23 protein-coding genes and 1 pseudogene are annotated in these 25,984 nt (G+C 56.3%); 21 read left to right on the forward strand and 3 right to left on the reverse strand.

Annotation, left to right across the window (positions count from 1 at the left end; translation table 11 throughout):
- Positions 1-65 precede the first annotated feature (65 nt).
- Together AAC620_RS09450 and AAC620_RS09455 are read right to left on the reverse strand one after the other, a co-directional pair.
- A complete protein-coding gene (locus AAC620_RS09450) occupies positions 66-947 on the reverse strand; it encodes a carbon-nitrogen hydrolase family protein (protein WP_340244528.1) in 882 nt (293 codons plus the stop codon).
- On the reverse strand, positions 944-1,666 hold the full coding sequence (locus tag AAC620_RS09455) for an arylesterase (protein WP_445322461.1): 723 nt from the start codon (positions 1,664-1,666) through the stop codon (positions 944-946). Before AAC620_RS09455 ends, AAC620_RS09450 begins: the two co-directional genes overlap by 4 nt.
- Between AAC620_RS09455 and AAC620_RS09460 the strand changes: the two genes are divergently transcribed.
- From AAC620_RS09460 to AAC620_RS09560, 21 genes and pseudogenes are all read left to right on the forward strand, one after another.
- Positions 1,665-2,366 (forward strand): ABC transporter ATP-binding protein, encoded by a 702-nt coding sequence (locus AAC620_RS09460; RefSeq protein WP_340244530.1) that lies wholly within the window; start codon positions 1,665-1,667, stop codon positions 2,364-2,366. The two genes, AAC620_RS09455 and AAC620_RS09460, sit on opposite strands and share 2 nt — an antisense overlap.
- A complete protein-coding gene (locus AAC620_RS09465; RefSeq protein ID WP_340244532.1) occupies positions 2,363-4,903 on the forward strand; it encodes an ABC transporter permease in 2,541 nt (846 codons plus the stop codon). The genes AAC620_RS09460 and AAC620_RS09465 overlap by 4 nt, the downstream gene beginning before the upstream one ends.
- The gene (locus tag AAC620_RS09470; RefSeq protein ID WP_340244533.1) at positions 4,852-5,736 is read left to right on the forward strand and encodes a serine/threonine protein phosphatase; all 885 of its coding nucleotides are present in this window, start codon (positions 4,852-4,854) and stop codon (positions 5,734-5,736) included. Before AAC620_RS09465 ends, AAC620_RS09470 begins: the two co-directional genes overlap by 52 nt.
- A 312-nt stretch (positions 5,737-6,048) precedes the next feature.
- Entirely contained in the window at positions 6,049-6,987 is a 939-nt protein-coding gene (locus AAC620_RS09475) for a hydrogen peroxide-inducible genes activator (protein ID WP_340244535.1), read from the forward strand.
- Positions 6,988-7,106: 119 nt separating this feature from the next.
- Positions 7,107-8,117 carry an Ldh family oxidoreductase gene (locus AAC620_RS09480; RefSeq protein WP_340244536.1) on the forward strand — a complete coding sequence of 337 codons (1,011 nt, stop codon included), beginning with the start codon at positions 7,107-7,109 and terminating at the stop codon, positions 8,115-8,117.
- Positions 8,114-9,076: a LysR family transcriptional regulator gene (locus AAC620_RS09485; protein ID WP_340244537.1), complete on the forward strand. Its 963-nt coding sequence runs from the start codon at positions 8,114-8,116 to the stop codon at positions 9,074-9,076. Before AAC620_RS09480 ends, AAC620_RS09485 begins: the two co-directional genes overlap by 4 nt.
- A 582-nt stretch (positions 9,077-9,658) precedes the next feature.
- Entirely contained in the window at positions 9,659-11,599 is a 1,941-nt protein-coding gene (gene acs / locus AAC620_RS09490) for an acetate--CoA ligase (RefSeq protein WP_317655723.1), read from the forward strand.
- A 17-nt stretch (positions 11,600-11,616) separates the two neighbouring features.
- A complete protein-coding gene (locus AAC620_RS09495; protein ID WP_340244538.1) occupies positions 11,617-12,303 on the forward strand; it encodes an adenylate kinase in 687 nt (228 codons plus the stop codon).
- Positions 12,304-12,401: 98 nt separating this feature from the next.
- Positions 12,402-12,662, forward strand: coding sequence for a DUF4212 domain-containing protein (locus tag AAC620_RS09500; RefSeq protein ID WP_317655725.1), 261 nt, complete (start codon positions 12,402-12,404; stop codon positions 12,660-12,662).
- A 15-nt stretch (positions 12,663-12,677) separates the two neighbouring features.
- The gene (locus AAC620_RS09505) at positions 12,678-14,447 is read left to right on the forward strand and encodes a sodium:solute symporter family protein (protein WP_317655726.1); all 1,770 of its coding nucleotides are present in this window, start codon (positions 12,678-12,680) and stop codon (positions 14,445-14,447) included.
- A gap of 120 nt (positions 14,448-14,567) precedes the next feature.
- A complete protein-coding gene (locus AAC620_RS09510; RefSeq protein ID WP_340244541.1) occupies positions 14,568-16,382 on the forward strand; it encodes a DUF294 nucleotidyltransferase-like domain-containing protein in 1,815 nt (604 codons plus the stop codon).
- A gap of 53 nt (positions 16,383-16,435) precedes the next feature.
- Positions 16,436-16,963 carry a hypothetical protein gene (locus tag AAC620_RS09515; protein ID WP_340244543.1) on the forward strand — a complete coding sequence of 176 codons (528 nt, stop codon included), beginning with the start codon at positions 16,436-16,438 and terminating at the stop codon, positions 16,961-16,963.
- A 39-nt stretch (positions 16,964-17,002) separates the two neighbouring features.
- On the forward strand, positions 17,003-18,991 hold the full coding sequence (locus AAC620_RS09520; RefSeq protein WP_340244544.1) for a 3'-5' exonuclease: 1,989 nt from the start codon (positions 17,003-17,005) through the stop codon (positions 18,989-18,991).
- 200 nt (positions 18,992-19,191) lie between these two features.
- On the forward strand, positions 19,192-20,685 hold the full coding sequence (gene ffh, locus AAC620_RS09525; RefSeq protein WP_340244546.1) for a signal recognition particle protein: 1,494 nt from the start codon (positions 19,192-19,194) through the stop codon (positions 20,683-20,685).
- A gap of 12 nt (positions 20,686-20,697) precedes the next feature.
- On the forward strand, positions 20,698-21,003 hold the full coding sequence (locus AAC620_RS09530; RefSeq protein ID WP_317655731.1) for a chorismate mutase: 306 nt from the start codon (positions 20,698-20,700) through the stop codon (positions 21,001-21,003).
- 41 nt (positions 21,004-21,044) lie between these two features.
- Positions 21,045-21,440 (forward strand): annotated as a pseudogene (rpsP, locus tag AAC620_RS09535) (30S ribosomal protein S16); the annotation flags it as partial.
- Positions 21,441-21,757: 317 nt separating this feature from the next.
- On the forward strand, positions 21,758-22,282 hold the full coding sequence (rimM, locus tag AAC620_RS09540) for a ribosome maturation factor RimM (RefSeq protein WP_340244548.1): 525 nt from the start codon (positions 21,758-21,760) through the stop codon (positions 22,280-22,282).
- Positions 22,272-23,096, forward strand: coding sequence for a tRNA (guanosine(37)-N1)-methyltransferase TrmD (trmD, locus tag AAC620_RS09545; RefSeq protein WP_340244549.1), 825 nt, complete (start codon positions 22,272-22,274; stop codon positions 23,094-23,096). The genes rimM and trmD overlap by 11 nt, the downstream gene beginning before the upstream one ends.
- A gap of 266 nt (positions 23,097-23,362) precedes the next feature.
- Entirely contained in the window at positions 23,363-23,749 is a 387-nt protein-coding gene (gene rplS, locus AAC620_RS09550; RefSeq protein ID WP_317655735.1) for a 50S ribosomal protein L19, read from the forward strand.
- A 14-nt stretch (positions 23,750-23,763) separates the two neighbouring features.
- The gene (gene rpmE / locus AAC620_RS09555) at positions 23,764-23,985 is read left to right on the forward strand and encodes a 50S ribosomal protein L31 (RefSeq protein ID WP_317655736.1); all 222 of its coding nucleotides are present in this window, start codon (positions 23,764-23,766) and stop codon (positions 23,983-23,985) included.
- A 172-nt stretch (positions 23,986-24,157) separates the two neighbouring features.
- Positions 24,158-24,967 carry a division plane positioning ATPase MipZ gene (locus AAC620_RS09560; protein ID WP_340244551.1) on the forward strand — a complete coding sequence of 270 codons (810 nt, stop codon included), beginning with the start codon at positions 24,158-24,160 and terminating at the stop codon, positions 24,965-24,967.
- A gap of 2 nt (positions 24,968-24,969) precedes the next feature.
- On the opposite strand, the gene AAC620_RS09565 is transcribed toward AAC620_RS09560, so the two are convergent.
- On the reverse strand, positions 24,970-25,983 hold the full coding sequence (locus AAC620_RS09565; protein WP_340244553.1) for a cytochrome d ubiquinol oxidase subunit II: 1,014 nt from the start codon (positions 25,981-25,983) through the stop codon (positions 24,970-24,972).
- Position 25,984: the final 1 nt, after the last annotated feature.

Genomic DNA, 25,984 nt, shown 5'->3' on the forward strand with positions numbered 1-25,984 from the left:
AACTGACTGCTACACCCGACAGGTAACAAATTGGCGCGCTCGCGGCTGATCACGCCATCTTAGCGTTAGACTTCGTTGGGATTGCGTGCTTTGGTGCGCGCATCCTTTCGCGATAACTGATAGGGTCTTTCATTGGACAGGTTGGGAATTTGTGCCCGCGCGTGATCCGCACGACTTAAATCCAAATCGCAGATATGCAAGGCAGGCGCCGCCGTGCCTGCATCCAACAAAATCTCGCCCCATGGGGCGACAACCATCGAATGACCATAGGTGCTGCGCCCATCTTCATGGCTGCCTGATTGGGCGGCGGCTACGATAAAACTGCCCGTCTCAATGGCACGAGCACGCAGCAGAACCTCCCAATGAGCTTGGCCCGTGGTCACCGTAAAGGCCGATGGCACAAAGATCATGCGCGCGCCCGACTTGGCATAGTCGCGAAAGAGATGGGCAAAGCGAATATCATAACACACGCTCATCCCCCACGGGCCCCAAGGGGTGTCGACCAACACCGCCTGATCCCCCGCGTCAAATCGGCTCGACTCTCCGATTGGGGCCTGCCCGTCCAGTGCGATATCAAACAGATGAATTTTATCATAGACCGCCACCACATCCCCATCAGGCGCGATCAAAACAGCGTGATTGCGGAATTTTTCTGCGCCTTCAGGTCGGATCGCTGTTGTGCCTGCTTGAATCCAAAGGCTGTGCATGCGCGCCGCATTGCACGCGGCATCCAAAAACGGATCTTCCGAGGCGGTCTTGACCTGTGCCAAAGCTTTCTGACGATCGCGGCACATCAAACCCGCCACTTCAGGCAGACATAAAAGATCTGCGCCCGCTTCCGCGGCATTGCGCGCAAACTCTTGCATCACGGCGATATTTGGGGCGTGGGTCGTGGCAGAACACATCTGCCCAAGAGCCACACGCAGATGATCGGCAGCCTTGCTCATGACCCGCCTGCCTCGGCGCGGGCAATAAGGTTTGCAACCTCTGGGCCAAGTGCCTCGACCACCAAAGCCACGCCCTTGGCATTGGGGTGAATACCATCGGGCTGCATCAAAGCGCTCAAGGCCTCTTGGCGGTTACTTTCAGCGGCCGCGGCAATAGGCCCAAGAAAATCAAGCACGAGACTGGTCTCATATTGGGCCGCGAGATCGGGGTAAATCGCGTCAAATTCAGCCTTAAATGCGGGGCCGTAATTATTGGGCGCGGGCAAGCCCACCAAAAGAACGGGCAAATTGCGCGCAGATATTTTCTGCAAAATTGCCTCAAGGTTGGCGCGACTGGTTGCAGGTGGAATGCCGCGCAACAGATCATTCCCCCCCAATGCCAAGATCACGGCATCCACATCAGGGGTCAGCGTCCAGTCAATCCGAGACAGCCCGCCTGCGGTCGTGTCACCCGAAACACCCGCATTGAGAATCTCTGCATCAAGACCTTGCTCATTGAGCCAATTTTGTAGCTGCGGCACAAAACCTTCGCCTTGAGGCAGGCCGTATCCTTGGGTCAGACTGTCGCCCAAGGCAACGACCTGCACCTGCGCGGCCCCCGTCTGTGGCAGCAGCATCAGCAGCACGCCAAAGAGCGCCGCCCAGACAGGCCGCCCCTTGCCGCAACGCGGCAAAACCCCATATCGAGATGCAACCAAGTATGCGGGGTTATTGAACATGGCTGAAACCATCCTTTCGCTTGAAAACGCGGGTCTGTCCTTGATGGGCAATGCGGGCCCTGTCGATATCCTACATGGGGTGTCTTTGACGATAAGCAAAGGGGAAAGCGTCAGCCTCGTTGGGCCATCTGGTTCGGGCAAGTCCTCGCTCTTAATGTTGATGGGCGGATTAGAGCGCCCCACATCGGGCACAGTGCGTGCGCTTGATCATGATTTGGGACATATGGATGAGGATGCCTTAGCGCGGTTTCGCCGCAACCATATGGGCGTTGTTTTTCAATCTTTTCACCTGATCCCAACCATGACCGCGCTTGAGAATGTTGCAACGCCCCTTGAATTGGCAGGGGTGGCCGATGCGTTTGATCGTGCTGAGGCTGAATTGGCTTCGGTTGGCCTTGCGCATCGTGCAGGGCATTATCCTGCGCAAATGTCAGGCGGTGAACAACAGCGTGTGGCCTTGGCCCGTGCGGCAGCACCGCGCCCCTCGATCTTATTGGCGGATGAACCAACAGGGAATTTGGATGCAACCAATGGGGCGCAGATCATGGACCTTCTGATGGATCTGCAAAGCCGTCACGGGGCTACGCTGATCCTTGTCACCCATTCTTCGGAACTGGCCGCAAAATGTGACCGCATGGTCACCTTGCGCGATGGTCGGGTCGTCTCAGAAACACGCCCTCAAAAAGGATCGCGCACATGATCATGGCATGGCGAATTGCGCAGCGCGAATTGCGCGCGCAATGGCGTGGGGGGTTGCGTGGTTTTCGCATTTTCCTCGCATGTTTGATTTTGGGCGTGGCGGCCATCGGCACTGTTGGCACAGTGCGCAGCGCAATTGGCGATGGCTTGTCGCGTGAGGGGGCGGTGATCCTTGGCGGTGATGCTGAGATGGAATTCACCTATCGCGGCCCAAATGAAGAAGAGCGCGCCTTTATGGCGGCAATCTCAACAGACCTCTCTGAGACAATCGAACTGCGGTCTATGGCGGGTTTCGCGGGGCCCGAGGGGATGGATTACGCCCTGACCCAATTGCGGGCGGTCGATACGGCCTATCCGCTTTACGGTGCGGCGGGTCTTATACCAGATCACCCGATCCAAGAGGCCATTTCAGCGCAAAACGGCCTGCATGGCGCGGTGATGCAGCAAGTGCTGATTGATCGTTTGGGCATGAAAATTGGTGATGTCTTCACCATTGGAACAGCAGAATTTCAACTGCGCGCCGCCCTTGATGCAGAACCTGATGGCGCGGCAGGCGGCTTTGGCCTTGGCCCGCGCACCATCATATCGCTGGACGGGTTGACCGCGTCAGGCCTGATCCAACCCGGCACACTTTATGAAACTGAAGTGCGGCTGAAACTGCCCGAAGGGGCAAATTTCGATAGCTTGCGCAGTCAGATGGAGGCGGCCTTTCCCGAAGGCGGTATCCGCTGGCAAGACAGCCGCCGCGCGGCCCCAGGGGTGCAACGCTTTGTCGATCGTATCGGCGCGTTCCTTGTGTTGGTTGGCCTTGCAGGTCTGGCCGTGGGTGGGGTTGGCATTGCTGCCGCGGTGCGGGCCTATTTGGAAAATCGTCTGTCCACCATTGCGATCCTGAAAACCATCGGGGCCGAGGGGCATACAATCTTTGCCGCCTATCTGATCCAAATTATTATTTTGGGTGCCGTTGGTGTTGGCATGGGTGTGGCGCTTGGGGCGCTGTTGTCGCTTGTGGCGGCTCCGTTCTTGGCCCCGCATATGCCTGTGGATTTGAACATAACCATTGCCCCTGCCGCCCTTCTTGAGGCGGCAAGCTACGGCGCGCTGACGGCGTTAATCTTCACGCTTCTACCCTTGGCGCAAACCGAACGCCTACGCGCCGCAGCGATCTTTCGAGATGCAGCAAGCCCAGCCATTGCCACCCCGCGCAAACGCTATATTGCAGCGCTGCTTGGCCTATGCGCGGCGCTCTTGGGGTTGGCGCTATGGCGGTCTGGCGTGCCGATTTTGACGCTTGGCGCAGCAGGGGGGATTGCCGCAGCCCTTTTGATCCTATGGGTGGCTGCATGGGTGTTGCGCCGCGTCTTGCGCAATTTGGCGCGTGGGCGCGCCTTGCGCGGACGGGTCATGTTGCGCGCGGCCCTCGCTGCGATTGCCGCCCCCCGTTCAGAAGCGACCGCGGTGATGATCTCACTAGGTCTGGGCCTGTCAGTTGTGGCAGCGGTGGGGCAAATCTCGTCCAATCTACAAAATGCGATTGACCGCGACCTTCCCGAGGTTGCCCCCTCCTATTTCTTTGTCGATATCCAACCAAACCAGATTGACGCCTTTCTCACCCGCACGGCAAGCGACCCTGCGGTATCACGGGTGGAAACCGCGCCTATGCTGCGCGGCATCGTGACAGGGATCAACGGGCAAGACGCGCGCGAAGTGGCAGGGGATCACTGGGTCGTGCGCGGGGATCGTGGCCTGACCTATCTGGACGAAGCCCCACCATCTGACCAAATCGTTGCAGGGCAATGGTGGGATCAAGGCTATGACGGGCCTCCTTTGATGGCCTTTGCCGCCGAAGAAGCCGCCGAATTGGGTGTCGGGCTTGGCGATCAGATCACTGTTAACGTTTTGGGGCGGGACATCACCGCGACCATTGCCGCGCTGCGTGAGGTTGATTTCTCAAATGCAGGGATTGGGTTTGTTATGACCCTCTCCTCTAACGCGCTTGCAGGCGCACCTCATACATTCATCGCAACAGTCTATGCCGAAGAGTCCGCAGAAGCGCAGTTGTTGCGTGATATTGCGGGTGATGCCCCAAATATTACCGCCATTCGCATCCGTGATGCACTAGACCGCGTGGCCGAGGCGCTTGGGGCCATTGCAACGGCAACGTCCCTTGGCGCAGGCGTGACCTTGTTGACAGGATTGATCGTCTTAATCGGTGCGGCAGCATCGGGCGAACGGGCGCGCAGCTATGAGGCGGCACTTTTGAAAACCCTCGGAGCCTCGCGCGGGCAAATCCTGTCATCCTTCGCCCTTCGTTCTGCATTATTAGGGGCGATGGCAGGCTTGGTCGCCCTTGGCGCAGGCACGCTTGGCGGCTTTGCGGTCATGGAATTTGTGATGGAGGCGCCCTTTCAGTTTGATCTTACCTCGGCCGTTCTCATCATTGGGGGCGGTGCCTTGGTCAGCCTTGCTGCGGGGCTTGGTTACGCATGGCGACCTTTGGCCATGCGCCCTGCAGGACGGTTGCGCGCACGCGATTAAGCGCGCAGCTGCACCGCAAATTTAGCCTTGCTTATGCGCCCATATCCGCGCAGATTTTAACCATGTTCAAACTGTTCAAGCGCACCCCCAAACCCACAGGACAGGCAGCCTTAGGTCAGGGCAAAGGCGGGCAACCGCGGCCTGAATTGGCAAGCTATATCGTGGGCGACCTTATGGGCTGCGCCAGTTTGCTTGAAGGCATTTTGGCGCGCATTGATGCCCATATCGGCAATAGTGGCGCAACAAATCCACAATTGGTTTTCGTTGGAAATTACCTGCACGCGGGCGGGCAAGGGTTAGCCACGCTCGACCGCCTGATGGATCTGACCCAAGAATTTCCAAATAACGTCACCTGTCTTTGCGGTGCGCAGGAACGGCTTTTGCTCGATAGTCTAGACGCGCCAGCGGTGCGACTTCAACGCTGGCTGCGTGCAGGGGGCCCGCGATTTTTGCAGGAACTCAAGCTTGACCCGAACCTGCCCCCCGATGACTTGGTTGCACATTTAACAGAAGTCTTGGGGGAGGCGCGCATTGCGTGGTTAGCCAACCTGCCGTTGTTTTGGAAATCAGGCAGCTTGGCTGCAACCCATGCGGGCGCTGATCCGCATCATCCGCTTGATCAACAAAGCGGGCGCAATCTGATCTGGGGCCATCCTGAATTCGCCTATCGCCTGCGTGGAGATGGGCTATGGATAGCCCACGGCCATAACGCAGTCGACAGCGTAACCCAAGCGGAGGGGCGCATCGCGCTAAACACCCGCCCCGATGAAACAGGACGCCTCAGCGCCGTTGCGATTTTGCCCGATGGCAGCACCACCGAATTGCATACCTAATTGAGAGGTGAGCGCGGACTAACCGGGGAGAGCTGATTAATCCGCGCTTTTAAGGAGAAATCGGGTGTCCCTCAGGGGTGACGGCAGGATCCCGTCAGGACACCCGAAACGCTTTGCCCATCTCAAACCACTGGAAGGGACTAACAACCAGAGACTTGGGCCTTGCGTGTAAATGGCCTTTGCGCGCGTGCCTTCGCATCGGCCCAATCAGGTTTGCGCCTGATCATGACCAAGATTTAGGGTCACCCTTGCTGAAAGAAAATATTGCATTACAACATATTTTGATAGGAAAAAACTAACGAGGCATCCGCCATGCCAATTCCAAAAATTCCGCTTACCTTGCGCCAACTTCGGTACTTGGTCGCGATTGAGGAAACGGGCCATTTCCGCCTAGCGGCAGAATCCTGTGGGATATCGCAACCCTCGCTCTCGGTGCAGATCAAAACCTTGGAGGAGGCATTATCCCTGACCCTGATTGAACGGGGGCGCGGGCCTGTGAAATTGACCCTTGCGGGACGCGAAGTTGTGGCGCGCGCGCGCGATATTTTGGACGCAACTCAAGCGATTGTTGATCTATCCGCATCCTTGCAGACGGGCCTTGCGGGCACATTGCGCCTTGGCACGTCCACCACGCTGGGGCCTTATCTGATGCCGCATATCGTGGGCGATTTGCATCGCTCCCACCCTGATCTGCGTCTCTATGTGCGCGAGGCGGCCCCACATGACCTTGCTCGTCAAATCAGCGAAGGGGGCCATGATCTGATCTTGACGCAATTGCCAATCCCTGGCGCGTCTTTGGTCACGGAACGATTGTTCCGAGAGCCCTTGGTCGTGGCAATATCAGCCGATCATCCGCTCGCGCAGCGCAGCCAAATTGAGCCGCAAGACCTCAGCGGCGAAACAATCTTGTCACTGTCACCGAATTATGCGCTGCATGATCAGATATCAGCACTTTGTGTTGAAACGGGGGCGACATTGTCGCGCGAATATGAGGGCACATCGCTTGATGCCTTGCGCCAGATGGTTGCAATGGGGATGGGGGCCACGTTTTTGCCTGCGCTTTATGTGCGTTCCGAAATATTGGGGCGCGCGCAGGATGTTGCGGTAAGGCCCTTTAAGGGCAAGCGTTTTTCGCGCTCTATCGGGCTCGTATGGCGCTCAACCTCAGGGGCCAGCACGGCGCATCGGCAATTGGCCGAAGTGATCCGCGGCTATGCGCGTCAATTGCCCGAACTGATCATCGAAGGCTAGGCGCGCCCCAATATCGCACCGCTTTTGCCGCGCTTGCGCCCTTCTGCCGCCGTTCTTGAGTGAAACAATCTGTCCCATAGAGGCTCAATGTTGAGCCGCAGTGTAAAAGGCGACAGAGTATGAATGAGCAGCAAGACGAAAACAATCAACGGCTAAGCCTTGCCGATTTAGAAGCGCTGAGTTTTGACAGCCTCAGCAGATTGTCGGCCAAAACACATCAAGCCAAACCTCTTGCACGCCGCATCGCCCGCGCCGAAGCTGAAGGACGCGCCCGCGCAGGCCTTCGCTATTTATTGCATTGCCTTGAGGATCTGGCGCTTGGTCGCTGTGATGGGGGGGCGATGCCGAAAGTGCAGCCCAGACAAGGCGTGCGGTTACATTGTGACATCGCCAACGGCTTTTTGCCCGCGGCCTTTGATCTGGCCCTGCCCGAGTTTCTGCAGATCGCCGAGGCGGAAGGGACGGCGTGTTTGGCCTTTGCCAATGGCCATAGCCCAGGATTTCTGCCGCAGATGGCCGAAGACGTTGCGCGGCGCGGCTATGTGAGCTTGGCGCTATCGACCGACACGGCCTGCATCAGCACAAACCCGCCCTTGCCCCCAACTTTGGGGGATAATCCAATTGCACTGGCAGTCCCTGACAAGCGCGGACAAGGTGTGTTGATTTTTGAACAAGGCCAAGCCGCGATATCGCGCGACACTGTGTTTGATCACATCAAATCAGGAACCACGCTGCCGCCCCAGCTTGCGCTTGATGATCACGGGCGCGCCACGCAAAACCCGCGCGCAGCGATTGAGGGCAGCATCTTGCCTGTTCAGGGCGGCTACGGGTTCAATATTGCGGTGATGGTCGAAATTCTCGTGCTCAGCCTTGTTGGGGCGGGGGCCTCGGCCATGATCAGTGACCCTGATGATCCAAGCAGCGGGCCGCTGCGCATGGGGCATTGTCTTTTTGCCATCAAGCCGCAATCATACGGGCAGGTATCGGCGCTTGAGCAATTCACCCAAGCCCTTCTTGCCGATGCCCCCAATAGGTTGCAGGCGCTTTCGCGCAGGCAAAAATTTGAAACCGCGCTGACAGAAGGGGTCGCTGTGCCTCAGGCGCTATTGGAACGGATCATCGCCGCATGACGCGACCCGATCTTAAGGGGATCAGCCTCAAGAGCCTTGAGACCTTCGAGGTCATGGCGCGCACGGGATCGCTGTCCGATGCGGCCGAGGAGATGGGTCTATCCGTGCCCGCCGCCTCGCAACAACTGCGCAATTTATCTTTGGCGGTGGGGGTTGAATTGATTGACACCCGCAGGCGGCCTATTGGCCTGACACCTGCGGGGCGGTTGTTCCTAAAACGGGTGGAAGTGGCGCTTGGCGCGCTGCGTGCAGGGCAAAAAGATCTGAGCCGCTTGAACCTATCGGGCATATCCGCCCTAGGTCTTGGGGTCATTGATGATTTTGAGAATGATCTAACCCCACAATTAGCCGCACGTTTGGCCGAGACGCTCAGCGATTGTAAATTTCGCCTGCAAACTGGGGCGAGCCACATCTTGCTGAATATGTTGGCCAAGCGGAACCTTGATATGATCATTTGCGCCGCACCGCAGACCGCGCCCGCCGATATCGTAGCGCACCCGATTTTGCAGGATCCCTATATTTTGGCCCTCCCAAAAGGATATGCTTTTGAGGGAAGGTTCGAAGACTTGGGCGGGCTTGCTTTTTTGGGTCGCGACCCTGCGCAGGTTATGGCGCAGCATATTGATGAGTATCTTCAGGCGCATGATATGCAGGTTAGTCGCAGATTTGAGATCGACTCGAACCAATCCATTTCGGCCCTTGTGGCGGCAGGACTTGGCTTCACCATTACAACGCCCCTGAGCCTGATGCGGGGCGAGCGATTTGCAGATGGGATTGACACCTACCCCTTGCCCGCGCCCGCGCAACCGCGCCAGATCATGCTCTATTGCACCGATGACTGGACGGGCGCCATTCCCAGTGAAATGGCGAACCTGATCCGCGATCTTTCACAAAAGCTGTTCATCGCGCCAGCCCTGCAAAGGATGCCTTGGCTGGGGGCGGATTTCCGTGTGCTTTAGCGCCCTCAATTTCGGGTGACTCGCGCGCGGTTTTGGCCCTCCATCAACCGATAATCAGGAAAAACACCACATGTTGGGGTTGCGCCGCAGCGCAGAATTTAGCGCTAACTCTCTAAAAACGCGCAAATACAACCTATGGTTTAAATATGCTCGCCACCAAACTAGGTATGTTTTCCAAGGAAATTTTCGAATATTGTTAATAAATTTACAAATTCCGCAACGCAGTGTAAATTTGTTACACAGAAATCGTGGGAATCAGGATGTATTCCTTCTGAAGCCAAAAACTTGTTGTAAACTGTTTGTGATTGATAGCGGTGTGCCTGATCGGGAAATCAGGCCAAGGATGGGGCCGCTGTCGACTTTGCGAAACCGCCCAATGGAGGGGGCAAGGACGCAAAATTTGGGGATCGGGGAGGATCTGTTTTAGTCATCACATGAGCTGCGTTTGTGTCGTTTGTTTACGTTGAACAAGCACGAACCGCCATATTTCCACGAAGGGATCGGGGTGAGCGACACCCAAGCTGCGGCGCGGCACCCTTTGTCAAACGACATCCGCGCCGCCACCTTTGAGGGAGAACTACATTGCCAACGACTTCGAAATTCCCTGACCTTCTTGCTGGCGCGCATATTGACGCGGATAAATACACAGCAATGTATGAGGCCTCCATTTCCGATCCTGAGGCGTTTTGGGGCGAACAAGGCAAGCGCCTTGATTGGATCAAGCCCTACACCAAGGTCAAAAACACCTCCTTTGCCTATGACAATGTAGATATCCGTTGGTATGAGGACGGCACGCTGAACGTAGCGGCAAACTGCATTGATCGCCATTTGGCAACGCGCGGCGATCAGACCGCGATTTTGTTTGAACCAGACGATCCCAACGAAGCCGCGCAGCATATCACCTACGCACAGCTTGGCGATGAAGTGGGCCGTTTTGCCAACACCCTGAAATCATTGGGCGTTAAGCGCGGTGATCGTGTTGTTCTCTATTTGCCGATGATCCCCGAGGCCGCCTATGCCATGCTTGCCTGCGCGCGCATCGGCGCGATCCACTCCGTGGTCTTCGCGGGCTTCTCGCCTGACGCATTGGCAAATCGGATCAATGACTCGGAAGCACGGGTTGTCATCACTTCGGACGGCGCCCCCCGCGGCGGTCGCGTGACCGATCTGAAATCTAACGTGGATAAGGCGCTTTTGCATTGTGATGATCATGTGAAATGCTTGGTCGTGAAGCGCACAGGTCAAGATGTAACTTGGACCGATGGTCGCGATATCTGGTATCATGAGGCTTCTGCGGGCCAATCCACCGCCTGCCCTGCGGAAGAAATGAACGCTGAAGATCCGCTCTTCATTCTTTATACCTCGGGCTCAACGGGCAAGCCGAAGGGTGTTGTTCATACGTCAGGTGGCTATCTGACTTATGCCGCGATGACGCATCAATACACGTTCGACTATCATGATGGCGATGTGTTCTGGTGTACCGCCGATGTGGGTTGGGTGACAGGCCACAGCTATATCATCTACGGCCCGCTTGCGAATGGCGCGACAACCTTGATGTTTGAAGGCGTGCCAACCTATCCAGACGCGGGCCGTTTCTGGGCTGTTTGTGAAAAGCACAAAGTGAACCAATTCTACACCGCCCCTACAGCCATTCGTTTGCTGATGGGTCAGGGTAATGAATTCGTGACCAAATATGATCTCTCTAGCCTCAAACTTTTGGGGTCGGTGGGCGAGCCTATCAACCCCGAAGCATGGAATTGGTATAATGACGTTGTTGGCAAGGGGAACTGCCCCATTGTTGACACATGGTGGCAGACCGAAACGGGCGGCCATTTGATTACGCCTCTGCCAGGTGCCACCAAACTTAAGCCAGGCTCAGCGACAAATCCATTCTTCGGCGTTCAGCCCGTGCTGTTGGATGCCACCACTGGTCAAGAAATCCACGAAACCGCCGCAGAAGGCGTTTTGTGTATCAAAGACAGCTGGCCTGGCCAGATGCGCACCCTGTGGGGTGATCCTGATCGCTTTGTGCAGGCTTATTTCAGTGACTATAAAGGCTATTACTTCACAGGGGACGGATGCCGCCGTGACGAAGATGGCTATTACTGGATCACGGGCCGCGTGGATGATGTGATCAACGTGTCGGGCCACCGCATGGGCACAGCCGAGGTTGAATCGGCGCTCGTGGCACATGAAAAAGTATCCGAGGCCGCAGTGGTGGGCTTCCCCCATGATCTCAAAGGTCAGGGGATCTACTGCTACGTCACGTTGATGGCGGGCGAAGAGCCCTCCGAAGAATTGCGGGCAGAATTGACCAATTGGGTGCGTAAAGAGATCGGCCCAATTGCAAAACCAGACGCGCTGCAATTTGCACCTGGCCTGCCCAAAACGCGGTCGGGGAAAATCATGCGCCGCATTTTGCGTAAGATTGCCGAAAACGATTTCGGCAGCCTTGGTGACACATCGACCTTGGCAGATCCAAGCGTGGTGGATGACCTCATCGCCAATCGCATCGTTAAGTAACGCGTGGAATTCAGTAAATGACGGCAGATACGATGACACGACCAGTTAACTTAATCCTTCTCGGGCCTCCGGGCGCTGGGAAGGGCACCCAAGCCCGCATGCTAGAAGATGCATTCGGGCTTGTGCAGCTGTCCACTGGTGACTTGCTGCGTGGCGCAGTCAATGCAGGCACACCCGCAGGCTTGGCCGCGAAATCGGTTATGGAAAAGGGCGAGTTGGTCTCGGATGAGATTGTGCTCGCCGTTCTCGAAGAACGCCTTCAGCAGCCCGATGTGGCCGCAGGCACAATTCTGGATGGTTTCCCCCGCACTGCAGCGCAAGCCGAGGCACTTGATGGCCTTTTGGCGGCACGCAACCAGCAGATTGACGCTGTCATCAGCCTTGAGGTGGATGATGACGCGATGGTGGCCCGCGTATCGGGTCGCTATACCTGCGCCGATTGTGGCGAAGGATATCATGACGAATTCAAGCAACCCGCAACAGCGGGTGTTTGTGACAAATGTCAGGGCAGCTCGTTTAAGCGCCGCCCTGATGATAATGCCGAAACAGTGCGCACGCGCCTGTCGGCATATCATGCCCAAACGGCCCCCCTTATCGAGTATTACAATGCCCGCGGCACGCTTAGCAAAGTCGCGGCTATGGGGGCTATTGACGATATTGCCAAGGCACTTGGCAAGATCGTGTCCCACCTTACTGGGGCGTAATTGGGCAAAAGAATTCTGTCGGCGCCTTAGGAGGAGGCGGCGTCAGATGTCACCGTTGGGGCAGTGCCTCACTGGTTAGAAACCGAAGGGAGATATCAATGGCCGAAAAGGCAAATAACTCTGAATACTGGGCCGCGAACATCCGCTTGGTCACCCTATGCTTGGTGATCTGGGCGCTGTGTTCCTATGGCTTTGCTATTCTTTTCCGCCCGATGCTTAGCGGCATCGCGGTGGGTGGCACAGATCTGGGCTTCTGGTTTGCTCAGCAAGGTTCAATCCTCGTATTCCTTGTTCTGATTTTCTTCTACGCCGCGCGTATGAACAAATTAGACAAAGAATATGGCGTGGACGAAGAGTAAGGGACGGGCCAGATTATGGATCAAACAACACTCAATATTATCGTTGTGGGGCTGTCGTTTGCGCTCTACTTCGGTATCGCGATTTGGGCCCGCGCGGGTTCCACATCTGAATTCTACGCCGCAGGGCGTGGTGTTAACCCTGTCATCAACGGTATGGCAACTGCAGCTGACTGGATGTCGGCGGCCTCCTTCATCTCGATGGCAGGTCTGATCGCATTCGTAGGCTATAACAACTCAACCTTCCTCATGGGCTGGACGGGTGGTTACGTGCTTATGGCGATGCTTCTTGCGCCCTATTTGCGCAAGTTCGGCAAGTATACGGTTCCTGAATTCGTAGGTGACCGTTTCTACAGCCAGACTGCACGCGTTGTGGCCGTTATCTCGCTGATCGTTATGTCTGTGACCTATGTTATCGGTCAGATGACTGGCGCTGGCGTGGCCTTCTCCCGCTTCCTCGAAGTGGACAGCACAACAGGTCTCTACATCGCATCCGCAACCGTTTTCGTTTACGCGGTTTTGGGCGGCATGAAGGGCATCACCTATACGCAGGTGGCGCAGTATTGCGTTCTGATCACAGCGTATACGATCCCTGCTGTGTTTATCTCGCTGCAACTGACGGGTAACCCAATCCCAAGCCTCGGCCTCTTCTCCGAGCACACCGCCTCTGGCCAGCCTCTGCTGACCACATTGGACGGCTTGCTGACAGATTTGGGCTTCAATGCTTACACCACAGGCTCTAGCCCATGGTTGATGGCGTTGTTCACCTTGTCGCTGATGATTGGTACCGCGGGTCTGCCCCACGTTATCATTCGCTTCTTCACCGTTCCCAAAGTGGCTGACGCACGTTGGTCTGCTGGTTGGGCGTTGGTGTTCATCGCGCTGCTTTACCTGACCGCTCCTGCGGTAGGTGCTATGGCACGTTTGAACATCATGACCACCATGTGGCCAAATGGCGTTGAAGGTGAGCCTGTTGCACAAGCTGATCTGCCTGATTGGTTCAACACTTGGTCGGTCACTGGCCTTCTGGCTGTTGAAGACAAGAACGGCGATGGCCTGATCCAGTACTACAACGAAAATGGTGCTGGTATGGCTGAAATGGCAGCCGAGCGTGGTTGGGCAGGCAACGAGCTTGTGACCTTCAACCGTGACATCCTCGTTCTGGCAAACCCAGAAATCGCACAGTTGCCAGGTTGGGTTATCGCTCTGATCGCGGCAGGTGGTCTGGCAGCGGCTCTGTCCACAGCGGCGGGTCTTCTGTTGGCGATCTCCTCTGCCATCAGCCACGACTTGATCAAGTCGGTGATCAATCCTGACATCTCCGAAAAAGGCGAGCTGCTGGCCGCCCGTATCTCGATGGCAGGCGCGATTGCTTTGGCAACCTATCTTGGTCTGAACCCTCCAGGCTTCGCGGCGCAAACCGTGGCTCTGGCATTCGGTCTGGCAGCAGCTTCGCTGTTCCCAACACTGATGATGGGTATCTTCTCCAAGCGCATGAACTCCGCAGGTGCAACAGCAGGTATGCTTGCAGGTCTGATTTCAACCTGTCTCTACCTGTTCACATTCTTGGGTTGGTTCTTCATCCCAGGCACCAACATGCTGGATAACACTGCAGCGAACTACCTGTTCGGCATCCCACCAACCCATTTCGGGCCAGTGGGCGCATTGCTGAACTTTGCGGTTGCATTCGCAGTATCCCGCGTGACAGCAGAGCCTCCGCAGGAGATCCAAGACCTCGTGGAATCCGTACGTATCCCACGTGGCGCAGGTGCAGCCATCAACAAGTGATCCTTTGATCACTTAGGGGCTACCCCTTAAGAAAAATGGGCGCATTCCGATCAATCGGGATGCGCCTTTTTCATAAATAGTCTAGGCTGAGCCAGACCGACCAAACAGACCCAGATCCAGATGCCAAAAGAAATCCTGACACTTCTGTCACAAACGCACCCCTATGACAGCTTACCGCATGATTATCTGGCGGAACTGGCAGGGCAGGTGAACCGCTCCATGGCGAAAGCGGGCGCTGTGATTTATCACGCGGGCGCGCCGCTTGAGGCGCTTTACCTCATCGTGTCAGGGCAGGTTGATATCACCGAACCCAATGGTGAACTGGTCTCGATCCTCGGCCCAAAAAACTCCTTCGGAGAGCGTGGCTTGATGCGCGATGGTATTGCGCCTGTCACCGCAACCGCCGTGAAACCAACCGAACTTTTGGAGATCTCGGCGCCACTTTTCCATAAATTGGTGAAAGAGCACCCCGCCTTTCTCGATTTCTTTGACCGCACCCGCCCGGCCCGCGCCAAGCGCAGTGCATTGTCGACCCAAACCTTGGGCGATTTAATGACGCGCAATCCTCTGACCTGCACAGCGCAAGACAGCTTGCTGAGCGCCGCGCAGAAGATGCGGGATCACCGCGTCTCTTGCTTGCTTGTCACCTCCGAAAAGGGGGCGCTGCAAGGGATCATCACCACACGCGACTTAACCAATCGCGCGATGGCGGCGGGGCTGCCATCAGACACGGCCGTGGCTGAAGTGATGACGCGCGACCCCAAGACCTTGCCCGCCTCCGCCCTTGTGGCTGATGCGCTGCATTTGATGGTCGAGCATGGGTTTACCCATATGCCCGTCATGGATCGCGGGCAGCCCGAAGGCATATTAAGCCAGACCGATATGATGCGCTTTCAGGCGACCAGTTCCGCCTCAATCATCATGGATATCGCCTATGCCGCGAATAGCGCAGAAATTGCCAAATATGTAAAAGGCATCCCTGCCCTTTTGATGCAATTGGTTGGGGCAAATAATGATCATCAGGTGGTCACTCGCCTGATCACCGATATCGGCGATGCCGCGACCCGGCGGTTGCTAAAACTTGCCGAAGACCATCTTGGGCCGCCGCCTGTGCCCTATCTGTGGCTGGCCTGCGGCAGCCAAGGTCGGCAAGAACAAACGGGCGTTTCCGACCAAGACAATTGCCTAATCATAGACGATGCCATGCGCCCAGAAGATGACGCTTATTTCGCCGCTTTGGCAAAATTCGTCTCGGATGGTTTAGACGAGGCAGGCTATTTCTACTGCCCAGGTGATATGATGGCGACCGCCGCACGTTGGCGGCAACCCTTACGCGTTTGGCGAAACTATTTCTCGAAATGGATCAACAAACCCGACACCGAGGCGCAGATGTTGGCATCGGTGATGTTTGACCTGCGGCCCATTGGTGGGACGATGGCCTTGTTTGACGATCTTCACGCCTCGACCCTTGCAGAGGCTTCGGGAAATTCGATTTTTGTGGCTCATATGATTTCCAATTCGCTCCAGCATACGCCCCCGCTTAGTCTCTTTCGAGGCTTTGCCACTGTGCGGTCGGGCGAGCATAAAGATCGCATTGATCTCAAGCATAACGGCGTTGTGCCCGTGGTGAATTTGGGGCGCATCTATGCGCTGAAAGGACAGTTGACCGAAGTAAACACCCGCGCGCGCTTGGTTGCCGCAATTGACGGAGGTGCGGTTTCTGCCTCGGGCGGACGGGATTTATTGGATGCCTATGACATGATCGCGGAAGCGCGGCTTGCGCATCAATCGCGCCAAATCCGCAATGGCCACGCGCCCGATAATTTCATGGCGCCTGCTTATTTATCCGATTTTGATCGAAGTCATCTCCGCGATGCCTTCGTTGTGATTAAAACAATGCAATCGGCAATCGGACAGCGCAGCGGATTTCTATAACCCCCGCACCTGTTTTTGGTTGTCACGAAAAGAGAAAGACCAACGAAATGCAAATGTTCCTCGTCCTTATTGCGGCACTGTCCTCAGCCTTTGCAGGGGCAGGCATCGCCTATGGCCTGCGCCGCCTGATAGGAGAGCGGATACCAAAATGGTTCGTGCCTGCAGGCGCGGGGCTGGCGATGATCCTGACCACAATATCCCTCGAATATTCATGGGCGCGCGGCGTCATGGCCACCCTGCCCTCAGACACTGTAATGATCGCCACCCGCGAACAGCGCGCTGTTTGGCAGCCGTGGACATATGTGAAGCCATGGATCAAAGGCTTTGTCGCAGTTACCCCCTCAGAGACTGTCGAAACAGTCGAAGGCTCGGGCCAATGGGTTGTGCAAACGCGCCTGCACGAGCGGTGGCAGCCCGCGATCATCAAGCCCATCTTGGTGGATTGCACGACCCCCGCCCGCGCAGAGATTTTTCCAACCACCAGTTTTGATGCCGATGGCCGCGCCGAGAATGCCGATTGGTTAGCGGTTTCCGCGGATGATCCGTTGATTGCGGTGGTCTGCCCAACTCTGGGCGGCTAGGCCGCGTCACCGCTGCGGGAGGAGGAGGCCCGCACGCCCATGTTCACCCATCTTAGTTTGCGTTTGCGCATCTTTTTGTTCTTTGCGCTCTTGGCCCTTGGGGGCGCGGCCCTGCTGACCGCGGGTCTGGTGATTGGGTATGTTCGTTTGGGCGAGGATCACGCGCTATCGGCCTTTATCACCGCAGGGGCAGTTGGGGCATTTGCAATTATCGGCCTGTCTGCTTGGGTTTGGACGAAGTTCGATGAGTATGTCGCCCGCCCCCTTGAGGCATTGGCCGCGGATATGCGCGCCCGCGCCCATGCCGATGTGGATGATGAAATCAATCCAAACTATGCGCGATATTTGGGTGATTTAGCCCCTGCTGCTGCGGCTGTTGCCGCGCATTTGACCGAAACGCGCAACGCAATGGCATTGGCCGTGGGGCGTGAAACAGCACGGCTCGGCCTTGAGAAGCAGCGGCTTGAAACCTTACTAGCCGAAATTCCCGATGGGGTCGTGTTCTGCACGCCTGACCATAAAATCGCGCTTTACAATGGCAAGATGCGGGACCTCTTCAATGATGATGAGGGGTTGGGTCTGAACCGCCCCCTTGATCAGCTTTTGCGCATGGCCCCCTTGCGCGAGGCTTATGGCAGGCTGTTGCGCGCACAGAGCGCCAAGGGCACGGATATTTTGGTAACAACCCGCCACGATGCCCGCCTTTTCGAGGCACGGATGCGCTTATTCTGGCTCGAAGGTCAGGAAACAGCCGATCCTGCCTATCTCTTGTGCTTGCAAGACCGATCCAAGGATTTGGCACTGCATGGCATGCGCGAGGCTTTGTTCGCCGATTTAATTGAGGCCGTGGGTGCCGTTTTGCCAGACCTGCCCCAAGGGGCGCCGCGTGCGCAGTTGGAAAAGACGTTGCACGATGTGCAAAAAGAAAAAGCCAAAACCGATACAGCATGGTGGCCCCTTGAGCAGCTTGACCTATCCGATATTGCAATCGCGCTTGCCACGCGCTTGGCGCAAAAGGATATCCAACTGCAGTATGACGCGCTGCCTGACTTGCGAATGCGCGCCGATGGCTTTGCCATCAGCCGCTTGTTAGAGCGCCTGACGCTGTCGTGGATTGGCGCGGGGGCGTCTGAGATTCGACTTGCGGCCCGACTGTCAGAGGGAGAGGCCATTCTTGACCTGCAGGGAGATGCAAAGGCCCCTGACGCGGCACGGCTCAATGATTGGTTAGACAGCCCCCTGATCACGGGCCATTCACGCTTTGCGGGGGCCGATGTTTTGCGCAGCCACGGCGCCAAGATCGAAGCCACAGATCAACGGATCAGCCTGTCCCTAGCCGCCGCCCCCGAAACGCTGCCAACGCCGCGCGTGATCCAATATGATTTTGACCTGTTGCAAACCGCACTGCCTGCTGAGCTGTCACAGGCCCCGCTGAAAAACTTGTCTTTCGTGGTGTTCGATACAGAAACCACCGGGTTAAACCCGCAAGTTGATGAAATCTGTCAGATTGCCGCGATGCGGATCGTAAACGGCAAATTGGTCGAGAGCGAACGCTTTGATACATTGGTCAACCCTGCGCGCAAAATCCCTGCGGCCTCAACAGCGGTGCATCACATCACCAATGAGATGGTGGCAGAGGCCCCATCGGTTGTTGATGCCTTATCGCGGTTTCATCGCTTTGCCGATGGCGCGGTTCTTGTGGCCCATAACGCCCCCTTTGACATGGCCTTTCTACAGCGGCGGGAAGGGGCCATTGGCGCGCGTTTTGATCAGCCGATTTTAGACACTGTTCTGTGTTCAGCCATCCTTTTTGGTCAGTCTGCGGAACACACATTGGACGCGCTATGTGACCGCCTCAGCATCCGCATACCCGACAATGCCCGTCATACCGCACTTGGCGACACATTGGGAACGGCGCGGGCCTTTGTGAAGATGTTGCCCATGCTTGAAGCGACAGATATTCAAAATTTGGGGCAGTTGATCACGGCCTTTGATCGTCATGCGCGGCTCTTGCGCCATTTGAACTAAGGCGCGAAGGCTTGACATTCCCCTCTTCGCGCGCGTAAGAGCAGCGCAACTTCCAGCAAGCTTTGGCTTTCTGGTCTTAGGATATGTCCAAGATCGCCCCCCGTCAGCGAGTTTCGCCCACGGGGGCCTTGGTGCATTGCAATACGGTGGCCTGATGCACAGATCACCAAAGAGATGACGTTACAAAGGGGCCTTGGCCAATGTTTGAAACACTTTCAGAACGCCTCTCCTCGGTCTTTGAGGGGCTGACAAAGCAAGGCGCTTTGTCTGCTGATGATGTGAAAACAGCCCTGCGCGAAGTGCGGGTGGCTTTGCTTGAGGCAGATGTTTCTTTGCCCGTGGCGCGGGAATTTATTCGCGCGGTCGAGAAAAAGGCCACAGGTGCTGCGGTGACCAAATCGGTGACCCCTGGTCAACAGGTCGTCAAAATTGTGCATGACGAATTGATCGCCACGCTTCAGGGCGAAGGCGAGATTGGCGCACTGAAAATCGACAACCCGCCTGCACCCATCCTGATGGTGGGTCTGCAAGGCTCAGGGAAAACCACAACAACCGCGAAACTGGCCAAGCGCCTGAAGGAGCGCGAAGGCAAGCGCGTGTTGATGGCATCCCTTGACACAAACCGCCCTGCCGCGATGGAGCAGTTGGCCATCCTTGGCCAACAGATTGGCGTGGATACCCTGCCCATCATCCAAGGTGAAAACCCTGAGACGATTGCAAAGCGCGCCAAAACCCAAGCGGGGCTTGGCGGCTATGATGTCTATATCCTCGACACCGCAGGGCGTTTGCATATTGATCAAGACCTGATCGCGCAGGCCGCAGCCGTGCGTGACATTGCCAACCCGCGCGAGACACTCTTGGTCGTAGATGGCCTCACGGGCCAAGATGCGGTGAATGTTGCGCAGGAATTTGACGATAAAATTGGCGTGTCTGGCATCGTTTTGACCCGTATGGACGGCGATGGTCGCGGCGGCGCGGCACTGTCGATGCGCGCCATCACGGGCAAACCGATCCGCTTTGTGGGATTGGGTGAAAAGCTCGAGGCGCTCGAGACATTCGAAGCACAGCGTGTCGCTGGCCGCATCTTAGGCATGGGCGATATCGTGGCCCTTGTTGAAAAAGCCCAAGAAACCCTTGAGGCTGAACAGGCCGAGCGCATGATGAAGCGCTTCCAAAAAGGTCAGTTCAACATGAACGACCTTAAAGGCCAGTTAGAGCAGATGCTGAAAATGGGCGGGATGCAGGGCATGATGTCGATGATGCCGGGCATGGCCAAGATGCAAAAGCAGCTTGATGATGCTGGGCTTGATGACAAGGTGATCAAACGCCAGATCGCGCTGATCCAATCCATGACAAAGCGGGAAAGGGCCAACCCTGACCTTTTGCAGGCAAGCCGCAAAAAGCGCATTGCCGCAGGCGCGGGGCAAGATGTCTCTGACCTGAACAAGCTTTTGAAAATGCACCGCCAAATGGCCGATGCGATGAAGAAGCTCGGCAAAATGGGCAAAGGCGGGATGCTCAAGCAGGGCCTTGGCGCATTAATGGGCAAAGGCGCACCCAAAGATTTGGCGGGCATGGATCCTTCAGCAATGGATCCCAAAGCGATGGAGGCCGCAGCCCGCAAGATGGGGCTTGGCGGCCTGGGTGGCGGCAGTGGTCTGCCGCCCCTGACAGGCTTTGGCAAAAAGAAATAAAGGGATCGCATCATGACCGATACAGCCGCCCGCGCCGCAGCGCTGCTCAAGGAACATCGCGCCTCGATTGATCGCTTGGACGCAATCCTCGTCTATACTCTTGGCGAGCGGTTTAAGCACACCCAAGCCGTAGGGAAGTTGAAGGCACAGCATGATTTGCCCCCTTCCGACCCAGACCGCGAAGCCAAACAAATCGCACGGCTTGAGCGTTTGGCTGAGGAGGCAGACCTCGACCCAGAATTCGCCAAGACCTTTCTGAAATTCATCATTCAGGAGGTCATCCGTCACCATGAACAACACATTGAAAACGGGCAATAAACAAAGACGCCCCGATCATCTATCCGAAGGAGAAGACTAACATGGCAATGAAAATCCGCTTGGCCCGTGGTGGCTCGAAAAAGCGCCCATTCTACAGCATCGTGGCCTCTGACAGCCGCATGCCGCGCGATGGCCGCTTCATCGAGAAGCTCGGCACATATAACCCGCTCTTGGCAAAAGACAGCGAAGAACGCGTGAAAATGAACATGGAGCGCGTGAAATACTGGCTCGAGCAGGGTGCACAGCCCACCGACCGCGTAAGCCGTTTCTTGGAAGCAGCTGGCGTGTTGGCCGCGAAAACCCGCAACAACCCGAACAAAGCTGTTCCAGGCAAAAAGGCACAAGAGCGCGCAGAAGAAAAAGCCGCTAAGGCCGCAGAAGCAGCCGAAGCAGCAGCCGCACCTGCACCTGCCGCAGAAGAGGCGCCCGCAGAAGAGGCCGTTGTTGAAGAAGCAGCTGCACCTGAAGAAGCGCCTGCCGCTGAGGAAGCCGCAGAAGAAGCAAAGGCTGAGTAATCAGCCCCCTGCCTTGCCCCCGCTTGTTGTGTATTGGGGGCAAGGCGGCCTTAGGGCCAAGCGTAGATGTGGCTTTGAGTATCTTAAATGCGCCGCCTGATCCTAATTTCGATCCTCTGCCTTTTCGCCTATATAGGTGGGCGCGTTGAAGAACGGCGCAATGCGCAAGCGGCCTGTCTTGCCCTTTCGGGCGACTGGGTCAGCGCAGATCGGTTATGCCTAAGAGAGGGCCCCGTGGAATGAGCGATCAAAACCTGATTTGTGTCGGTGCGATTGCAGGCTCCTTTGGCGTGCGCGGTGAAGTGCGCCTCAAAAGTTTTTGCGCCAATCCCGAAGATATCGGCACTTACACGCCACTGTTTTCTGAAAAAGGCGACCGCAGCTTTGATCTTAAAATCACCCGTGCCGTCAAAGGTGGCTTTGCCGCGCGGGTTGTTGGGGTGATGACAAAAGAAGCGGCAGATGGCCTTCGCGGCACGCGTCTGTTTGCACCGCGCACGGCCCTGCCCGCCCTTCCTGATGATGAGTTTTATCACAGCGACCTTCTCGGTCTTAACGTGGTCGACACAGGCGGCGCGGCGCGCGGCAAGGTGGCGGCCGTTTTGAACCATGGCGCAGGTGATATTCTCGAACTGCGCAGCGTGCCCAATCACAAGGGCAGCGTTCTTGTGCCTTTTACACAGGCGGTTGTGCCCACAGTCGACCTCAGCGCCAAGCGCATTGTGATTGATCCGCCAGAAGGCTTGTTTGACGATGACGTCTAAACCACCCCGCAGCTATGGCCGTCTGTCGATTTCCGCCAATGCCACCCCTCGGGACTTGATGGGGCCGCAGCGCCTGAAGGACGCATGGTGCGCGAAGGTCATCACACTCTTCCCTGACATGTTTCCAGGTGTCTTGGGGGGCTCGCTGACGGGTAAGGCATTGCAAAGCGGTCTTTGGGCATTAGACACTATCGACCTGCGCATCTTCGGCGAGGGCAAGCACCGCAATGTTGATGATACGCCCGCAGGGGGCGGCGCAGGGCTGGTCTTGCGTCCCGACATTTTGGGGCGCGCCATGGACATGGCCGCTGATAACACACCACCTGAGCCTGCAAGATGGCCACGTGTCTATCTGTCACCTCGGGGGCGGCCTTTTACACAGGCCGATGCCGCGCGCTTTGCGGGCTGTGACGGCATGACCCTGTTGTGCGGGCGGTTCGAAGGGGTGGATCAACGTGTGATTGACCATTACGAGATGGAAGAAATCTCACTAGGTGATTTTGTTCTGACGGGCGGCGAGATTGCCGCCCAAGCGGTGCTGGATGCCACCATTCGCCTTATTCCGGGTGTCTTGGGAAATTTTGACTCGACCCAAGAAGAAAGTTTTTCCAATGGCCTGTTGGAGCATCCGCACTATACCCGCCCCGCTGAATGGCGTGGGATGGTGATCCCCGAGGTTTTGACATCTGGCAATCACGCCCGCGTTGCCGAGTGGCGCCATGCCCAAGCCGAGGCTTTGACGCAATCGCGCCGCCCTGATCTTTGGGCGGAATATCTCTCTAAACAGGGCAAGACAGGGCGCGATAAGGCTTGATCCTTTGGGATTTGCAGCCTATACGCCATCCGTCCGCAGTCGGAATCGGCTGATCGGGCCTCTTTGGTTTTTCTTGGGGCTTCGTCCCCGCGCTTTTGCGGAACTTCGGCGCAAGGCAGATTGGCCAAAGATCACATTAGGAAAGTCAGCGTGACCTCTGGCGGACACCCCCATATGGGAACAGGTGGATCCGGTCGAAGACCAGAGCTCTCAGATGCGACCACACCTTCGCGGAGCAACCGCGAGCATTTAGAGGAGAAGATCCAATGGATCTGATCGCACAAATCGAGGCGGAACAGATTGCCGCCCTTGGGAAGACCATTCCCGATTTCAAAGCTGGCGACACCATTCGCGTTGGCTTTAAAGTGACCGAAGGGTCGCGTTCTCGTGTGCAGATGTATGAAGGCGTTTGCATCAGCCGTAAAAACGGCAAAGGGATCGCAGGTTCGTTCACTGTTCGCAAAATTTCATTTGGTGAAGGCGTAGAGCGCGTATTTCCCCTCTACTCGACCAATATCGATTCAATCGAAGTGGTGCGCCGCGGCCGTGTTCGCCGCGCGAAGCTGTACTACTTGCGTGATCGCCGTGGTAAGTCGGCCCGTATCGCCGAGAAAACAAACTATCGCGAACTCAGCGATAACGCCGAAGCGTAAGAAGGGCTTAGACGATGAAAAAAGACATCCATCCCGATTACCACGTCATCGATGTCAAAATGACCGATGGCACCGTTGTTCAGATGAAATCCACTTGGGGTTCCGAGGGCGATACGCTTGCGCTGGATATTGACCCTTCTGTGCACCCTGCATGGACAGGTGGTGGCGCGCGCTTGATGGATACAGGCGGCCGCGTTTCCAAGTTCAAAAAGAAATACGAAGGTCTGGGTTTCTAATCCAAACGCACCTAACTGTTTCAAAACACCGTCCCTTTGGGGCGGTGTTTTTCATTTTAGCCATAAGTTAAATGTCTTTCCTGCTTAACAGCGCAGCATTCCTTCCGTATATTGAGGATCAACGGAATGCGCCCACAATATCGGGTGCGCAGTGGGGTAAGTGAGGTTCGTTTTGGCGCATATTATCGTATTCGGGAATGAAAAGGGCGGTTCGGGCAAGTCGACCACAACCATGCATGTGGCCACAGCACTGGTGCGCGAGGGGTTTAAGGTTGGTGGTCTAGATCTGGATTTGCGGCAGCGCAGTTTCCACCGCTATATCGAAAACCGCCAAGCCACGATGCAAAAACGTGCAATCTCTTTGCCTTGCCCGATTTTGATGACACTGCCAGAAATTGACCCTGCATCCTTGGACGAAGGTGAGAATATTTTCGACAAACGCCTGTCGGCGGCGGTTGCGGGCATGGAAAACCAGGTCGATTTCATCGTTATCGACTGCCCCGGATCGCATACACGGCTCAGCCAAGTCGCCCATTCCATGGCGGATACCTTGGTGACGCCCATGAATGACAGCTTTGTTGATTTTGATCTTTTGGCGCGGGTTGATCCCGAAACTTACGACATCACAGGCCCAAGCGTATATTCCGAAATGGTCTGGCATTCGCGCAAATTGCGCGCGCAGGCGGGGCTTAAGCCGTTTGATTGGATCGTGCTGCGCAACCGCCTCGGCGCGCAAGAGATGCACAATAAGCGCAAAGTCGGCGCAGCGATGGAGGCCTTGGCCAAGCGGATCGGGTTTCGCGTCAGCTCGGGCTTTGCCGAGCGCGTGATTTTTCGCGAGCTATTCCCATCGGGCCTGACCCTTCTTGATTTGAAAGAGGTTGGCGTTGACAAGCTGAACATCTCAAACCTCGCCGCAAAGCAAGAACTGCGCGACCTAATCAAAGATTTGCGCCTGCCCAATGTTGCGGTTTCTTTCTGAACCTAGTCGTAACTGAGGGCTGTCGCCTTGCCGCGAAAGATCACATAGGTAAGGATTGAATAGGCGATAATGATTGGCACCACGAACAAGGCGCCGATCAGGATAATCAGCAGGCTTTCGGGGGCGGATGCCGCCTCGTATATGGTCAATCGTTCGGGCACCACATAGGGGTAAAAACTATAGGCCAGCCCGATATAGGCCATCGCAAAAAGCGCGCTCGCTGTTGCGAAAGGCGCCCAAGACGCGTGATCCCCCTTGAATGGCATGCGCCTGAGCATAACCCATAAAACAGCCACCAATAAGACAGAGAGAATTGGCAAAGGCGCGAGATAGAGAAATGAAGGATAGCTGAACCATTTCTCAAAGATGCGCAGCGACACCAATGGTGTTGCCGCAGAAACCAATCCAATTCCAAGGATCACACCCCAGAGGCTGCGCTTGCCCCATGTGATTGCCTTGGCTTGTAGCCCGCTATCGGTTTTGTAAATCAACCACATCGCCCCAATGCAGCTATAGCCCACTGTCAAACAGCCCGCTGTCAATATCGCGAAAAACACATGCGCCCCTGTATATTCAAGGCCAAGGATATAAAGGCCCAACATGAATCCTTGCGCCAAAGAGGTCATCAACGAGCCTGCAAAAAACACACGGTTCCAAGTGGATTTAAACCGAAGGCTTGCCTTGGCGCGGAATTCAAAAGCAACCCCGCGCAGGATGAGGCCCGCCAACATCACGAAAACGGGCAGATAGAGCGCGGTCAAAATGATCCCATGCGCCACTGGAAAGGCCACCAAAAGCAACCCGACAGCCAAAACCAGCCATGTTTCATTCGCGTCCCAAAACGGGCCGATGGAGGCAATCATGCGGTCTTTTTCTTCGGCAGATGCGAAGGGGAACAACAACCCCACGCCAAGGTCGAACCCATCCAAGGTCACATAGACCAAGATCGAGAACCCCATCAGCGAGGCAAAGGCCCACGGCAGCCAAATATTTGGATCACCAAAGAGATCAAGCACG

It is taken from the genome of Roseobacter sp. HKCCA2468, from assembly GCF_037805105.1.
Taxonomy (GTDB): Bacteria; Pseudomonadota; Alphaproteobacteria; order Rhodobacterales; family Rhodobacteraceae; genus M30B80.

What these genes read in the sequence shown, in the direction of transcription:
- AAC620_RS09450 (WP_340244528.1), bottom strand. Translation starts at nt 947, where the DNA reads ATGAGCAAGGCTGCCGATCATCTGCGTGTGGCTCTTGGGCAGATGTGT.
- AAC620_RS09460 (WP_340244530.1), top strand. Translation starts at nt 1,665, where the DNA reads ATGGCTGAAACCATCCTTTCGCTTGAAAACGCGGGTCTGTCCTTGATG.
- AAC620_RS09455 (WP_445322461.1), bottom strand. Translation starts at nt 1,666, where the DNA reads ATGTTCAATAACCCCGCATACTTGGTTGCATCTCGATATGGGGTTTTG.
- AAC620_RS09465 (WP_340244532.1), top strand. Translation starts at nt 2,363, where the DNA reads ATGATCATGGCATGGCGAATTGCGCAGCGCGAATTGCGCGCGCAATGG.
- AAC620_RS09470 (WP_340244533.1), top strand. Translation starts at nt 4,852, where the DNA reads ATGGCGACCTTTGGCCATGCGCCCTGCAGGACGGTTGCGCGCACGCGA.
- AAC620_RS09475 (WP_340244535.1), top strand. Translation starts at nt 6,049, where the DNA reads ATGCCAATTCCAAAAATTCCGCTTACCTTGCGCCAACTTCGGTACTTG.
- AAC620_RS09480 (WP_340244536.1), top strand. Translation starts at nt 7,107, where the DNA reads ATGAATGAGCAGCAAGACGAAAACAATCAACGGCTAAGCCTTGCCGAT.
- AAC620_RS09485 (WP_340244537.1), top strand. Translation starts at nt 8,114, where the DNA reads ATGACGCGACCCGATCTTAAGGGGATCAGCCTCAAGAGCCTTGAGACC.
- AAC620_RS09495 (WP_340244538.1), top strand. Translation starts at nt 11,617, where the DNA reads ATGACGGCAGATACGATGACACGACCAGTTAACTTAATCCTTCTCGGG.
- AAC620_RS09500 (WP_317655725.1), top strand. Translation starts at nt 12,402, where the DNA reads ATGGCCGAAAAGGCAAATAACTCTGAATACTGGGCCGCGAACATCCGC.
- AAC620_RS09505 (WP_317655726.1), top strand. Translation starts at nt 12,678, where the DNA reads ATGGATCAAACAACACTCAATATTATCGTTGTGGGGCTGTCGTTTGCG.
- AAC620_RS09510 (WP_340244541.1), top strand. Translation starts at nt 14,568, where the DNA reads ATGCCAAAAGAAATCCTGACACTTCTGTCACAAACGCACCCCTATGAC.
- AAC620_RS09515 (WP_340244543.1), top strand. Translation starts at nt 16,436, where the DNA reads ATGTTCCTCGTCCTTATTGCGGCACTGTCCTCAGCCTTTGCAGGGGCA.
- AAC620_RS09520 (WP_340244544.1), top strand. Translation starts at nt 17,003, where the DNA reads ATGTTCACCCATCTTAGTTTGCGTTTGCGCATCTTTTTGTTCTTTGCG.
- ffh (WP_340244546.1), top strand. Translation starts at nt 19,192, where the DNA reads ATGTTTGAAACACTTTCAGAACGCCTCTCCTCGGTCTTTGAGGGGCTG.
- AAC620_RS09530 (WP_317655731.1), top strand. Translation starts at nt 20,698, where the DNA reads ATGACCGATACAGCCGCCCGCGCCGCAGCGCTGCTCAAGGAACATCGC.
- rimM (WP_340244548.1), top strand. Translation starts at nt 21,758, where the DNA reads ATGAGCGATCAAAACCTGATTTGTGTCGGTGCGATTGCAGGCTCCTTT.
- trmD (WP_340244549.1), top strand. Translation starts at nt 22,272, where the DNA reads ATGACGTCTAAACCACCCCGCAGCTATGGCCGTCTGTCGATTTCCGCC.
- rplS (WP_317655735.1), top strand. Translation starts at nt 23,363, where the DNA reads ATGGATCTGATCGCACAAATCGAGGCGGAACAGATTGCCGCCCTTGGG.
- rpmE (WP_317655736.1), top strand. Translation starts at nt 23,764, where the DNA reads ATGAAAAAAGACATCCATCCCGATTACCACGTCATCGATGTCAAAATG.